Genomic DNA, 13,398 nt, shown 5'->3' on the forward strand with positions numbered 1-13,398 from the left:
AGGAGGGACGAGTATTGAAATGAATCCAATTTTGGAGGTAAATGGACTTTCGAAAAGCTTTGGTGGTGTCATTGCAAATCATAATGTTTCTTTTTCTTTTAAAGAGGGAATGATAGTTGGATTAATAGGTCCGAATGGGGCGGGGAAAAGTACGTTGTTTAATATGCTGTCCGCTGTACTTGCCCCAACAAGTGGGGAAATAAAATTTAAAGGTCAAAGAATTGATAGACTTCCAGCTTATAAAGTTTGTGAATTGGGAATATCGAGGACATTCCAAAATATACAGGTGTTTAAAAATATGACTGTTATAGAAAATGTGATGGTTGGTCACCATTCAAAGACTAAGTCGGGGATGTTAGCCGCAGCTTTACGATTACCAAGTGCTCTAAAAGAGGAAAAAATTATCCTTGATGCTGCAATGGAAAAAATAAAGTTTGTAGGACTTGAGAATGTTTACGATCAAAATGCAGGCAGTCTACCGTTAGGGAAGCTCCGTTTACTTGAACTAGCACGTGCATTAGCCACAGAGCCAGAGCTTTTGTTATTAGATGAGATTGCAGCTGGATTAAACCATCAGGAAACAAGAGAAATGAGTATGATAATTAAACGGATTCGTGATAAAGGGATTTCAATCTTTGTTGTTGAGCATGATATGGACTTGGTTATGAGCATTTGCGATAAGATAATCGTTCTTGATCAAGGCAAAAAAATTGCAGAAGGAACACCAGAAGAAATTCAAAATGACGAAAAAGTAATAGCGGCCTATCTTGGAGAAGAAGTAGTAGAAAATATTGAGGTGACAGGATGAGCAAATGCCTAAATCAAAATAGATTACTAGAAATTAACAATTTGTCCTTCAGTTATGGTCCAATTAGAGCTTTAAATCATGTAACCTTCCACGTGAATAAGGGTGAAATTGTTGCGTTTTTAGGAGCAAATGGTGCAGGGAAAACAACACTACTTCAAACGATATCAGGTTTACACAAAGCTGCAAGTGGACAGATATTTTTTAAGGGGGAAGATATTACTAGATTGCCAGCTGAAAAGATTGTTAGTCGGCATCTGATCCATGTACCAGAGCACCGCCAAGTCTTTGCTACCATGAGTGTAGTTGATAATTTATATTTGGGTGCATTCCATCACTACAGTAAAACGAAAAGAAAAAATGTTGACAAGGATATGACAAAGGTATTTGAAATTTTCCCAATACTTGAAGAAAGGAAACATCAGCTTGCAGGTACGCTCTCGGGTGGGCAGCAACAAATGCTGGCAATTGCAAGGGCTGTTATGGCAAAGCCTGAATTACTTCTTTTGGATGAGCCATCATTAGGATTAGCGCCACTAATTGTAAAAGAAGTATTAACACTTGTAAAAAAATTGCGAGATGATTTTAATACAACCGTTTTATTAATTGAACAAAATGTATATGCATCTTTAAAAATTTCTGATCGGGCTTATGTAATGCAACATGGTGAAATTATTAAAGAAGGAACAGCTCAAGAACTCATTCAGGATGAAAAGGTTAAGGAAGCATTTTTGGGGCATGCGGTAAATTAGTCCAAATTAAGATTTAGACAAGAGATTTTACGTTACTAAGTTACTTTAAATAATCGGAGTATACCGTGTCGAATTTTCTGTATATTTCAAATATTTAAATAACTTTCTAACTAAAATAAAATTTTAAATTTTTGGGGGGTTCTAAATGAAAAAGTGGTTGAACGTTGGGATTGTTCTTTTATTAGTTGGTATGATCCTTGCAGCTTGTGGAGGACAGCAAACTCAACAGTCAAAGCAAGCTGAAAATACAGCTGAGCCAACAGCAGAGGGAAACGCGGAAGAAACAAATGCACCTGAAGTTTACAAGATAGGAGCCATATACTCGAAAACAGGTCCGGCAAGCCCACTAGGAGAACCAGAGTGGAATGCTACTCTCCTACTTGAAGAACAGATTAATGCAAACGGCGGTATTAATGGTGTTCCATTAGAGATTATTCTAGCAGATGATGAGTCAAAGCAGGAAAAAGCCATTGAAGAAATGAACAGACTTATTCATGATGAGAAGGTTCAAATTATTTTGGGAACATCAACAACAGGACCAAGTTTAGCAATGAAGGGTCTTGCGATGGAAAACCAAATCCCAATGATCTCTGCAGCTGCAGCTACACAAGTTGTTGAGCCTGTTGAAGAGTCTACATGGGTATTTAAAACACCACATTCAGATTTGCATGCTGTAACTCGTATTTACATGTATCTTCAGGAAGCAGGAATTAAGAATATTGCAACATTAACTGACTCAAATGCATATGGATCAGCTGGATTGGAAGTTCTTAAATCATTAGCAGGTGATTACGGCATCGAGATTACAACTTCAGAATCATATAATACAAATGATACTGATATGAGTGCACAATTAACAAAAATTAACGGATCTAATGCAGAGGCACTCGTTGTTTGGGGAACCAATCCAGGTCCGGCTATTATTACAAAAAATATGAAGGAGTTAGGTATGACAATGCCGCATATCTCGAGCCATGGTATTGCGAATAACACATTTATTGAGCTTGCCGAGGGAGCTGCAGAAGGCGTTGTCATTCCTACCGGTAAACTATTATTCCCTACCCAAATTGATGAGGATGACCCGCAATACGAAGTTATTAAAAACTTCTACGATTCTTATATGGAGAAATTCGGAAGCGAACCTACTAATTTCGGCTCCTATGGCTATGATAATGTTTTGTTAGCGGTAGAAGCACTAAAGGCAGCAGGTACTGATCGCGAAGCCATTAGAAACTACTTAGAGACAAACATTAAAGGATTTATTGGAGCGACAGGTACATTTACGTTCAGTGAAACGGATCATAACGGCTTGTCAGCTGATAGTATGGTCTTAGCAGAAGTTAAAGACGGGAAATGGGTACTGAAAAAGTAACAAAGGCTAATGGCTGTCTAATGACAGCCATTTTCCAATATGGAAGGAGATAGAACAATGGATGAAAAAATAATAGAGAAAATATTAAATGATCCTTTTGCCAATTTTTTAGGAATTTCAATTGAAGAGGTTGCGGAAGGTTTTGCAAAGGTTTCAATGAATATTACAAAAGATATGCTTAATATCCATAACACTGCAAATGGCGGAGTAATATTTTCTCTAGCAGATGTTGCTTTTGCAATTGCGAGCAATACGTACGACCAAGTAGCAGTAGGAATAAACGTCAATATTAACTTTATTTCTGCTGGGTTGATAGATGATTATCTTGTAGCTACTGCGGTTGAGGTGACAAAAAACAGCAGGCTAGGGTTCTATCATATGAATGTAGAAAATAAAAAAGGACAATTGATTGCCACAGCAGAAGGAATGGTATACCGCAAAAAGAATCGTTAACGATATTCATCCTTTTGTTTAATTTTAGGGAAAATAACTAATTACTCAAAGACTATTAGATTTATAGTATAATGGATTATGCATCAGCGTACTACGTTTCTAAAAGGAGCCAAAACATGAAAAAGACTATAATCATATTAACAATTGGACTAGCATTGACTGGCTGTGGTAATGCTGAACAAGCTAGTGAAAATCGACAAGTTGAAGTGGAAGAAGCAACGTTGCCAGCAGAAGAAAAACTACTAGAAGCAGAAATTGAAAATAATCAAGTGCAAAATCAAGAGGTGGATACACCTGTCAATAAAGAAGATCTTGATTTGGATCCTTCAGAAGAAATAAATAACAGTGCTGTGGTTCAGGTTATTGCGAAGCCCGCTGATTTACTAGTACTAGTAAATAAGAAAAATGCATTACCAGCTAACTATGTACCCAGTAATTTAGTTGCTCCAGATGTTCCTTTTTATTTTGATGGAGATGATCCAAAACGGTATTTGCGACAAGAGGCTGCAATGGCGTTAGAGGAGCTATTTGCTGACGCAACGGCAGAAAATATTGAAATTCTTGGTGCTTCAGGGTATCGCTCTTATTCACGTCAGGAGGCAATCTTTGCCGCAAACGTGCAACGACAAGGTGAAGAAGCTGCTAGGAAGGTTAGTGCCGTTGCAGGCCAAAGTGAACACCAAACAGGATTAGCTATTGACTTAACGTCACATAAAGTTGGCTTTGATCTTATCGAGGAATTTGGTGAAACAACGGAAGGTATTTGGCTAAAAGAAAATGCCCATAAGTATGGATTTATCATACGCTATCCAAAAGGAAAGGAACATATCACTGGTTATAGTTACGAGCCTTGGCACATAAGATATATCGGTAAGGATATTGCTGCTGAAGTATATAAAATGGGTCTTACTTTAGAAGAGTATTTTTCAGCCTATCCAGTAAATAGTTCTAATCAAACAGGTAATAATAATGGCAGTGAAGTTGATTCAAATGTTTTACAACAACCATCAACAACTTCCTCGACTATTAAGATTAAATGAAAATAATCGTTTTACTATGAAAAATTAGGTGACGAGCATATGTCTAACTTACAAAAAATTGTGTTAGTGCATGGCTACTACAAAACAAGCAAAGACATGCGCTCTTTAAAGGCACATTTAGAAGAAATGGGTTATAAAGGGGTTTTGGTAGATTTGCCGTTAACCTTTAAATCAATTGATTATTGTAGTTCGCTTTTTGAGGATAAGGTTTCGAAAATAATGATTGATTTAAAGTCCGAGGAAAAAGTACATCTTATTGGTCATAGTACAGGTGGTATTGTGATCCGCCATTTTTTATCTAACGAGAAAAATCAACAAAACGTACATCGGTGTGTACTAATCGCTACACCTAATCAAGGTAGCCAGTTAGCAAGTATTGCAGGGAAAACTTCTCGTAGGCTTGTAAATGTCTTTCAAACATTACGCTCTTTGCAGCCTGAGGAAATACTTGCTATGGATTTAATTAAACATAGTCCAATCGAAATTGGCGCAGTTGCCGGAAATAATAATAATCTATTGCTTGGGAAATTATTAAAAAATGATAATGATGGCAGAGTTACTATTGAAGAAGTCTATTATAAAGAGTTACATGATTTTACGATTGCGCCATTTGGTCATAAAGATATCCATTATCAAAAAGAAGTGGCGCAACTGATTCATCATTTTTTACAAACTGGGAAATTTAAATGAATAACACTGGGTTTGCACTATAGCAACCCAGTTTTTTAATCTTGATAATTTCTTAACAATTTCCAGACATTTGCTAAAAATAACTTTTCTATTATTAAGGTGGTAAGAGAAATAGCTTACTACCAATAATGGAAAGGTGGATGGGAAATATGAAAATTAAGAAAATGATTATTGCTGGAGCATTGACCGGTGGCTTTATTCTTGGGGCGGCGTTTGGTCCAAGCTTTGGATTTGCAGCAGATGATACTACGATTCAGCCCTATTTTAATGGCAAACAGTTTGCTAGGGGCGGAATGTTTATGGGCCAATATTTTCAAGGTGACATGCATGCTGTAATTGCAGAAAAATTAGGGATGACAGCGGATGAACTTTTTGAGGCACGATTAGAAGGTAAGGCAATTGTTGATCTCCTTAAAGCAAAAGACATTGATGTGGATGAAGTAGTTAACGAAATTGTTGCTGAAAGACAAGCGCAATTGATACAAATGGTAAAAGATAAAGTTATTACCCAATATCAAATGGACTATATGCTCGACATGCAAAAAGCCAATATTGAGGCAATGATTGAGGTCGAAGGTCTAGGTCAAGGATACTTTCCTGGTGGAGCGTACATGAATCCAAATGCAGATGGAAATTATAGCTATCCAAATCCGGGTATTCGCGGTGGAATGGGACGAGGAATGGCTAGAGGCATGGGCGGTTGTTGGATGTGGTAGAACGTTACAGCTCTGAAGGATGATCACTTCAGGGCTTTTTTGTTGTTTAGGTAATTATAAAATTTGATCCTGTGGATAAATACTATAGCACAGAGAGTAGTCGTCCAGCGCAAGCGCCCAGCGACTAGTAAACTTCGCTCATCTCTTTTGCGATAAGTCAACATCGACTAAGTCCCTCGACGTGTTTCCTTTATTTCAGTCGATGCGCTCTTAGTTTATACGTCGCTAATCAGGGCGCCTATAGCTTTTGTTCTCGGGCTTGGAAATGTTCGTATATTAGCCATTAAATACAAAAGCGTTAGGGGCCTTTCATTTTATAATAGGGGTAGGAGGTGGGTATCAATGGCAAAAAAAGTTTTAGTTGTCGATGATGAACACAATTTAAGAGAGACAATTGGATCTTATTTAAGGAATGAAGGCTATGAAATAGTTGAAGCTTCAAATGGAACCATCGCAGTACAACTAATAAAGGATAACAAAATTGATATGGTTCTATTAGATATCATGATGCCGGAAATGGATGGCTATCAGGCTCTTCGAGAAATTCGCTCGATTCAGAAGAAAATCCCTGTTATTATGCTGACTGCTAAAACAGATGAAGTCGATAAATTACTAGGGCTTGAAATGGGTGCTGATGATTATATTACAAAGCCATTCAGCATGAGGGAACTAGCTGCGCGAATAAAGGCAGTTTTAAGAAGAAGTATGCCAAAGGAAGAAGAAGAGGATGAAATAATAGAACGTGGTGACATGATAATTAATCTATCAACCTATGAGGTTTTTGTAAAAGGACAAAAAATTAATTTAACCCCAACCGAATATAGCATTTTAGTAACATTGGCACAAAAGCCTGGACGTGTTTATAGTCGTCTTCAGTTAATGAATAATGCATTTGGAGAAGCATATGCCAATTATGAACGTTCAATCGATACCCATGTTAGCAACTTAAGAAAAAAAGTAGAGGATGATCCCCATAATCCTATTTATATCCATACTTTATATGGTATTGGTTATCGGTTTGGTGGGGAGCTATGAAACTTCGAACAAAAATGATTGTTGCTTTTACAACAGTAGTATTGATTATGGGAATCTTTCAATATTTATACTTTCAGCAAAGGATTTCGTCACAATTTCAGCAGTTTCTAGATAACCAACAACTAGGAGTTATGACTAGATTGGAAATGTACTTTGAGGATTATTATAAGCTAAATGGCTCTTTCGCTAATATTGAGGATATTCTTAAATCCAATGTAATGATGCAAGGTATGGGTAGAAGACATGTTGGAATGCAGACGCAAGGGATGCCTCTACTATACAACTTACAGTTAGTTATTGCGGATCATAATGGTGAGATAATCGCTGACTCGCAGGATATCTACAATGGGAAACTGGCAAATCAAATCTCGGGAACACACAGGGACTTAATTGTTGATGGACGTAAAATTGGTGAATTAATCGTTATTCGTGGTCAAGATATAATGATACAAAATTTAGCATCACAATTCATGAAATCAACTAATTTTACCATTCTATTAGGTACATTAATTGGCAGTATCATTGCGGTTCTTTTAGGGGGTTTTTTTGCTCGAGAATTAACATCTCCTTTAACAAAATTAATGGAGGGAATTAAGCGACTTTCCTCAGGAGATACGACCTTCCGAGTTCAACTGTCAAAAAAAGATGAGTTTTTCCTTTTAGCGAAAGCCTTTAATCAAATGTCGGAGCAATTAAGCCATAATGAGAAATTGCGACAAAAATTAATGGCGGATGTTGCCCATGAATTACGGACACCCCTAACAGTAATCAGAGGAAAGCTTGAATCGATTCAGGAAGGGGTTATTGAAGCAAACGAAAAAGAAATAATGCTTTTAGTGGATGATGTTTACAGGCTATCAAGGTTAGTAAACGATCTTCAACAGTTAAGTCTAGCTGAAGCAGGAAAGCTGCCTTTACATAAACAACCAATAAACATTTATCAATTTCTTCAAAAAATAGTCGCGAACTTTAGCGTCTTAGCAGAAGAAAAAAATATCTCGTTAACGATTCATACAACGTCAGAAGATATCATTATATCGATTGACGAAGATCGTATGACTCAAGTAATTGTCAATTTTTTGGATAATGCACTTCGTCATACGCCTAATAATGGACAAATAATAATCAAATTAACTAATGATCATTTTAGCAATCGGACGCTTATTACAATTTCAGATACCGGACCCGGAATTGAGCCCGAGCTTTTACCTTATATTTTTGAAAGGTTTTCCCGTACTGACGAGTCTAGAAGCCGTGACCACGGTGGGGCAGGTCTTGGTTTATCGATCGCAAAAGGTTTTGTCGAGGCACATCATGGGACGATTTCTGTTCACAGCGAAAAAGGTAAAGGAACATCTTTTCAAATCGAATTACCTAAAGGGGATAATAGAACTTATAATATTTCTTGAAATTGTGACATATTTCAAGGATGCAAAATGAATAATGGATTATAATTAAATGTAATATTCGAAAAATAAAAAAATCTCATTCAATGGAGGCTGATTCCAACTTTAAAGAGAAAAACATTCATGACGGTAAGGTGTGATTTTCCTTGCATCTAATCCTTCATGATTTATGAAAGGAGTGATAAAAAATGAAAACAAAATGTATTGCCATGCTTTTAGCAGGTGGAAAAGGGACACGGTTAAAACAACTTACAAGTCATATTCCAAAGCCAGCAGTACCTTTTGGTGGTAGGTATCGAATCATTGACTTTGTATTAAGTAATTGTAGAAACTCCTCTATTAAAAATATAGGAGTTTTAACACAATATGCTCGGAATCCTCTTCATGAATATTTAGGAAATGGGAAGAAATGGGGATTAAACGGGGGATTAACTCTTTTACCTCCTTATCAATATGGATTGCAAAAACAATGGTATGATGGTACAGCAAATGCAGTTTTTCAAAATCTAGATTTTATTGAAGAACATAATCCCGAACATGTACTAATTTTAGCAGCAGACCATATTTATAAAATGGATTATAATGAGATGCTTTATGATCATATGAATGCTGATGCAGATATCACAATAGCTGTGCAAAAAGTTCCTCTTATGGAGGCAAGTCGATTTGGGATAATGATCACGAATGCCGAAGGTAGGATAATTAAATTTGAAGAAAAACCGATATATCCATTATCTGATTTAGCTTCAATGGGAATTTATTTATTCAAATGGAGGCCGTTTAAAGAATGGATCGAAAGTGGTATAAATAAATATGAAAATTCTGATTTTGGACATGATGTCATTCCAACTATGTTAATGGATGGGTATCACTTACATGCACATCATTTTAATACATATTGGCGAGATGTTGGTACAATAGAAAGTTATTGGGAAGCCAATATGGATCTATTAAAAGAAGAGAAAAATGTTTTTTTTGAAAAGAAGAATTGGGATATATATACGGACTGTTCACCTCAAGCTCCAAGATATATCAGTCCTACTGCTGTTATTCGAAATTCAATTATTAACGAGGGATGTAAAATATATGGTGAGGTCATAAACTCTGTAATATTTTTCGGTGTTAGTATTGGTCACGGGAGCATAATTAAGGATTCAATTGTGTTACCCTTTTCAACCATTGGGAAAAATGTAATAATAGAAAAATCCGTAGTAAATAGTAATACATCGATCCTCGATAATAGTTGGATCCATTCTAATACAATTACATTCGTAAGAAACGATGAACCACCTCAAACGAAAAGAATCATCACAAATGTTTTTTAGATGGAACGAAATGGTTTGTGATTGGTAACACCTCTCTGAATATCTCTACAAAATTACTCGTTTTTTCCTCATACGTTATTGCAAACACAATGATTTACAATCCATTATTATATAACGAAATTTAAACAGTGAAGGGATTCTATAAAATCCTTTCACTGTTTTTTGATGCTCAAAATTAGGGTATTTTATACTTGAAAATAAGGGTTTACCCTGATGCAAACTTTTTGTAATAAATGGATAATGAAATAAATGACAACAAATTAAAATATTATTTCATTATTTTGCCAAATACAAGTATCTATCTAATAAAATGGAGGGGGAATTAAGATGAGGAGTTTGCGGGTAAAAATATTAGGAAGTTTTACGATTATTTTAACGATAGTAATGGCTTACATGGTATACAATTTTATTCAAACAAATAATTTTAAAACAAAGGTCGAACAAGTTCTTGGAGATGAGTTGCGTGAACTCGTCTTATGGCAAAACTTAAGCTATGACTTTGCCAGTCGATTAGCATATTTGAGAGCATATGTAGTATCAGAAGGGGTTGAATCAAATAAAGAGGAATTTGATCGACTTACTGAGGAAATCCACCAAATTAAAGAGGAATTGCTAACCTTAGGCATATCAGAGGAACAAATGGATGTTTTTAAGAAAAACGAGCAGTCTGAACAAACAACAACGAGATTTTTCGAATTATTTCATGTTGATCGTGAGGCAGCCATGGCAATTGCAGGAGATCCATTAGAAAGACAGCGTAATAATGAAATGGTTGCTGCTAGTAGGGAAGCAGCAAATCAAAGTGAAGTAGTCATGGTTGAACTTAGGGAACAAGTTACGGAAACAGGTAATACTATCATGCTTATAACTGTCTTAATTAGCATTATCTCAATTGCTATTGGAATCTTAATAGCTGTTATGTTATCGAATAGAATTACAAATCCGATTGTTGAAGTAGTTAACAGAGTCAAAAAAGTAGCCTCAGGGGACTTAACAGGTGAAAAAATTGTAATCAAAGCTAAGGATGAAATTGGTCAATTAGCAAAATCAATGAATGAGATGGTTTTATCACTACGGGAGTTAATTGGTGATGTCCTTGAAAATGCTAATAATTTAGCAGCTAGTTCCGAAGAAATTTCAGCAAGTACGGAACAAATAGCTACAGGTAGTCAACAACAGGCAAATAATGCCGGTCTTGCTTCAGAAATGGTAAAAGAAATGGTAAATGCCATCCAAGCAGTTTCAGTCAATGCAGAACAAACATCTGATTCATCAAAAGAAATGGTAACTTCTGCTGAAAAGGGAAATGAGGTTATTAAAGAGACGCTGAGTGGGATGACAGAGATTAGCAATAAAATTTCAGAATTATCTAGTAAGTCCATGCAAATTGGAGAGATTATTGAAGTAATTGATGATATTGCTGAGCAAACAAATTTATTAGCTTTAAATGCTGCGATTGAGGCTGCACGTGCTGGTGAAGCAGGAAAAGGGTTTGCAGTTGTTGCCGATGAAGTGCGCAAGTTGGCAGAGCGGAGCAGCAAAGCGACGAAAGAAATATCGGAGCTAATTCAATCCATACAAGAAAACACGGATGCTTCTGTAGAAGCAGTAGAATCAGGAAATGAAAAAGCGATTAATGCAGGACATGCATTTGAAGAAATTATTAATTTAGTAAAGGTTTCCGCTAGTAAAGTTGCTGAAATTGCGGCAGCAAGCGAGGAACAAAACGCACAATCACAGGAGGTATTGCAAGCAGTTGAAAGCATCGCGGCCGTCTCTGAAGAAACGGCTGCTGGGGTTCAAGAAACAGCTGCGACTGCTCAGGATTTAGCCAAAATGGCGGAATCATTGTCCCAATTGGCTGCAAAATTTAATATTTAATTGAAAGAGGGAAAATCCGTTACCAAACTAGGTAATGGATTTTCCCTTTGACAATAAGTGTGAACAGGTATAGATTCTTATTATAGTATATTTGTAAATACAATTATTACTAATGTGATAATAATGAAAAGAAGGGTTTTTAATGTTGGGGAGCAAGGGCTTATTTTGTGGGAGATTTTCGGGGTATTCTTTGCAAGGGTTCCAGAAAGATTTAATCTCTGGTTTGGTAGTTGGTGTTATTGCAATTCCACTTGGGATGGCATTTGCAATTGCATCCGGTGTAAAACCTGAATATGGTATCTATACAACGATCATTGCAGGTATTCTTATTTCATTATTTGGCGGTTCAAGATATCAAATTGGCGGACCGACAGGTGCCTTTATCCCTGTATTGTTAGGGGTTGTAATGACATATGGATATGAAAACCTTTTAATTGCCGGCTTTTTAGCTGGGATTATTCTTTTTTTAATGGGGGTTTTCAAGCTTGGTTCATTAATTAAATTTATCCCAAGGCCTGTAACCATTGGATTCACAGCTGGAATCGCAGTCATAATATTTGTTGGTCAGATCCCCAACTTCTTGGGACTTGAAAATGTAAAAAGCCATGAATTATTTGTTGAAAACATAAAGGAAATCGCAAACCATATTGACACAATAAATATTTATAGTGTTATAACGGCAATAATTTGTTTAGTGACGATACTCATTTCACCTAAAGCATTTCCGAAAATACCTGGACCGTTAATAGGTTTGTTATTATCTGCTGTAGTAGCTAATTTGTTATACCCAAACCAAGTAGCTACAATTGGCTCAACATTCGGTGGAATTCCGAATCATTTACCTGAATTTTCATTTCCAGAAATTACATTTGAGAAGATTCAATTATTAATAAGACCGGCTTTTATTATTGCAATTTTAGGTGGAATTGAATCCTTATTATCAGCAGTTGTTGCTGACGGCATGACAAATAGTAAGCATAATAGTAACCGTGAACTTGTAGGTCAAGGTATTGCTAATATTGTAACACCGCTATTTGGTGGAATTCCGGCAACTGGTGCAATTGCTAGAACTGCTACTAATATAAAAAACGGTGCTGTCTCACCAATTTCAGGAATTATTCATGGTATTATGGTATTAAGCATCTTGTTACTTTTTGCTCCGTATGCATCGAATATTCCATTGGCAAGTATGGCACCAATTTTAATGGTAGTTGCTTGGAATATGAGTGAACGACATGTTTTTTATCATGTGTTAAAGCTTAAAACAGAAGATTCAATTGTCTTGGTGGTTACTTTTCTATTAACTGTATTTGTTAATTTAACGACTGCTGTTGAAATTGGATTGATTTTGGCTATATTACTATTCACAAAGCGGATGAGTGATATAATGGTCATTCAGAAGGCATTGCCAAATCCAAATGTAAAAAATGAAAAAATGGATTCGCACATGGTTACGGATGGGCACGATTGCCCGCAAATTAGTATTTATAATATTGAAGGTCCATTGTTTTTTGGTGCTGCCCAAACATTTGAACAAACTTTAACAAATACAATTCATTTCAAGCCAAAAGTATTATTATTAAGAATGAGTAAAGTGCCATTTATGGATGCAACAGGTGAATCGAACTTGTCCTACATTGTTAAGGATTTTGCAAAGCATGGTGTTGTATTAATTTCCGGAATAAAGCCACAGCCTAAAAGTGTTTTAGAAAAAACTGGATTATACCATTTAATCGGGAAGGACCATTTCTTTGAACATACGGGTGAAGCGATCAATTATGCGTTAAGTAGTTTAAACAAAGATAAGTGTATTGGATGTAAGCACTTTGCTTTTAGGGAGTGTAAAGCTCTTTCATGTTCAATGGATTCTATTGATAGCTCAAAAAGAGGCGAAGTTTCTTCATCATAAAAAGGAGGGGTGCC

At 36.1% G+C, this 13,398-nt stretch carries 12 protein-coding genes; all 12 read left to right on the forward strand.

What is annotated here, in order from left to right; all coding sequences use genetic code 11:
- The first annotated feature begins 19 nt into the window (after nt 1-19).
- Nucleotides 20-808 carry an ABC transporter ATP-binding protein gene (locus tag D612_RS0100200; protein ID WP_017753445.1) on the forward strand — a complete coding sequence of 263 codons (789 nt, stop codon included), beginning with the start codon at nt 20-22 and terminating at the stop codon, nt 806-808.
- Nucleotides 805-1,557 carry an ABC transporter ATP-binding protein gene (locus D612_RS0100205; protein WP_017753446.1) on the forward strand — a complete coding sequence of 251 codons (753 nt, stop codon included), beginning with the start codon at nt 805-807 and terminating at the stop codon, nt 1,555-1,557. The genes D612_RS0100200 and D612_RS0100205 overlap by 4 nt, the downstream gene beginning before the upstream one ends.
- Nucleotides 1,558-1,702: 145 nt before the next feature.
- Complete coding sequence (locus D612_RS0100210) at nt 1,703-2,929, forward strand: ABC transporter substrate-binding protein (protein ID WP_017753447.1); 1,227 nt, start codon at nt 1,703-1,705, stop codon at nt 2,927-2,929.
- A 57-nt stretch (nt 2,930-2,986) separates the two neighbouring features.
- Complete coding sequence (gene paaI, locus D612_RS0100215; RefSeq protein ID WP_017753448.1) at nt 2,987-3,382, forward strand: hydroxyphenylacetyl-CoA thioesterase PaaI; 396 nt, start codon at nt 2,987-2,989, stop codon at nt 3,380-3,382.
- A 116-nt stretch (nt 3,383-3,498) separates the two neighbouring features.
- Entirely contained in the window at nt 3,499-4,422 is a 924-nt protein-coding gene (locus tag D612_RS17610; protein ID WP_017753449.1) for a M15 family metallopeptidase, read from the forward strand.
- A gap of 39 nt (nt 4,423-4,461) precedes the next feature.
- Nucleotides 4,462-5,112, forward strand: a complete 651-nt coding sequence (locus tag D612_RS0100225; RefSeq protein WP_017753450.1) for a lipase family alpha/beta hydrolase — start codon at nt 4,462-4,464, stop codon at nt 5,110-5,112.
- A gap of 149 nt (nt 5,113-5,261) precedes the next feature.
- Complete coding sequence (locus tag D612_RS0100230; protein WP_017753451.1) at nt 5,262-5,828, forward strand: hypothetical protein; 567 nt, start codon at nt 5,262-5,264, stop codon at nt 5,826-5,828.
- A 342-nt stretch (nt 5,829-6,170) separates the two neighbouring features.
- A complete protein-coding gene (locus D612_RS0100235; protein WP_017753452.1) occupies nt 6,171-6,863 on the forward strand; it encodes a response regulator transcription factor in 693 nt (230 codons plus the stop codon).
- Complete coding sequence (locus tag D612_RS0100240; protein WP_017753453.1) at nt 6,860-8,272, forward strand: sensor histidine kinase; 1,413 nt, start codon at nt 6,860-6,862, stop codon at nt 8,270-8,272. The genes D612_RS0100235 and D612_RS0100240 overlap by 4 nt, the downstream gene beginning before the upstream one ends.
- 185 nt (nt 8,273-8,457) lie before the next feature.
- Nucleotides 8,458-9,594: a glucose-1-phosphate adenylyltransferase gene (locus D612_RS0100245; protein WP_017753454.1), complete on the forward strand. Its 1,137-nt coding sequence runs from the start codon at nt 8,458-8,460 to the stop codon at nt 9,592-9,594.
- Between the two features lie 327 nt (nt 9,595-9,921).
- The gene (locus D612_RS0100250) at nt 9,922-11,475 is read left to right on the forward strand and encodes a methyl-accepting chemotaxis protein (protein ID WP_017753455.1); all 1,554 of its coding nucleotides are present in this window, start codon (nt 9,922-9,924) and stop codon (nt 11,473-11,475) included.
- A 142-nt stretch (nt 11,476-11,617) separates the two neighbouring features.
- A complete protein-coding gene (locus D612_RS0100255) occupies nt 11,618-13,384 on the forward strand; it encodes a SulP family inorganic anion transporter (RefSeq protein WP_017753456.1) in 1,767 nt (588 codons plus the stop codon).
- Nucleotides 13,385-13,398: the final 14 nt, after the last annotated feature.

Origin of the sequence: Calidifontibacillus oryziterrae (genome assembly GCF_000331575.1) — a bacterium.
GTDB lineage: Bacteria > Bacillota > Bacilli > Bacillales > Bacillaceae_J > Calidifontibacillus_A > Calidifontibacillus_A oryziterrae.

What these genes read in the sequence shown, in the direction of transcription:
- D612_RS0100200 (WP_017753445.1), top strand. Translation starts at nt 20, where the DNA reads ATGAATCCAATTTTGGAGGTAAATGGACTTTCGAAAAGCTTTGGTGGT.
- D612_RS0100205 (WP_017753446.1), top strand. Translation starts at nt 805, where the DNA reads ATGAGCAAATGCCTAAATCAAAATAGATTACTAGAAATTAACAATTTG.
- D612_RS0100210 (WP_017753447.1), top strand. Translation starts at nt 1,703, where the DNA reads ATGAAAAAGTGGTTGAACGTTGGGATTGTTCTTTTATTAGTTGGTATG.
- paaI (WP_017753448.1), top strand. Translation starts at nt 2,987, where the DNA reads ATGGATGAAAAAATAATAGAGAAAATATTAAATGATCCTTTTGCCAAT.
- D612_RS17610 (WP_017753449.1), top strand. Translation starts at nt 3,499, where the DNA reads ATGAAAAAGACTATAATCATATTAACAATTGGACTAGCATTGACTGGC.
- D612_RS0100225 (WP_017753450.1), top strand. Translation starts at nt 4,462, where the DNA reads ATGTCTAACTTACAAAAAATTGTGTTAGTGCATGGCTACTACAAAACA.
- D612_RS0100230 (WP_017753451.1), top strand. Translation starts at nt 5,262, where the DNA reads ATGAAAATTAAGAAAATGATTATTGCTGGAGCATTGACCGGTGGCTTT.
- D612_RS0100235 (WP_017753452.1), top strand. Translation starts at nt 6,171, where the DNA reads ATGGCAAAAAAAGTTTTAGTTGTCGATGATGAACACAATTTAAGAGAG.
- D612_RS0100240 (WP_017753453.1), top strand. Translation starts at nt 6,860, where the DNA reads ATGAAACTTCGAACAAAAATGATTGTTGCTTTTACAACAGTAGTATTG.
- D612_RS0100245 (WP_017753454.1), top strand. Translation starts at nt 8,458, where the DNA reads ATGAAAACAAAATGTATTGCCATGCTTTTAGCAGGTGGAAAAGGGACA.
- D612_RS0100250 (WP_017753455.1), top strand. Translation starts at nt 9,922, where the DNA reads ATGAGGAGTTTGCGGGTAAAAATATTAGGAAGTTTTACGATTATTTTA.
- D612_RS0100255 (WP_017753456.1), top strand. Translation starts at nt 11,618, where the DNA reads ATGTTGGGGAGCAAGGGCTTATTTTGTGGGAGATTTTCGGGGTATTCT.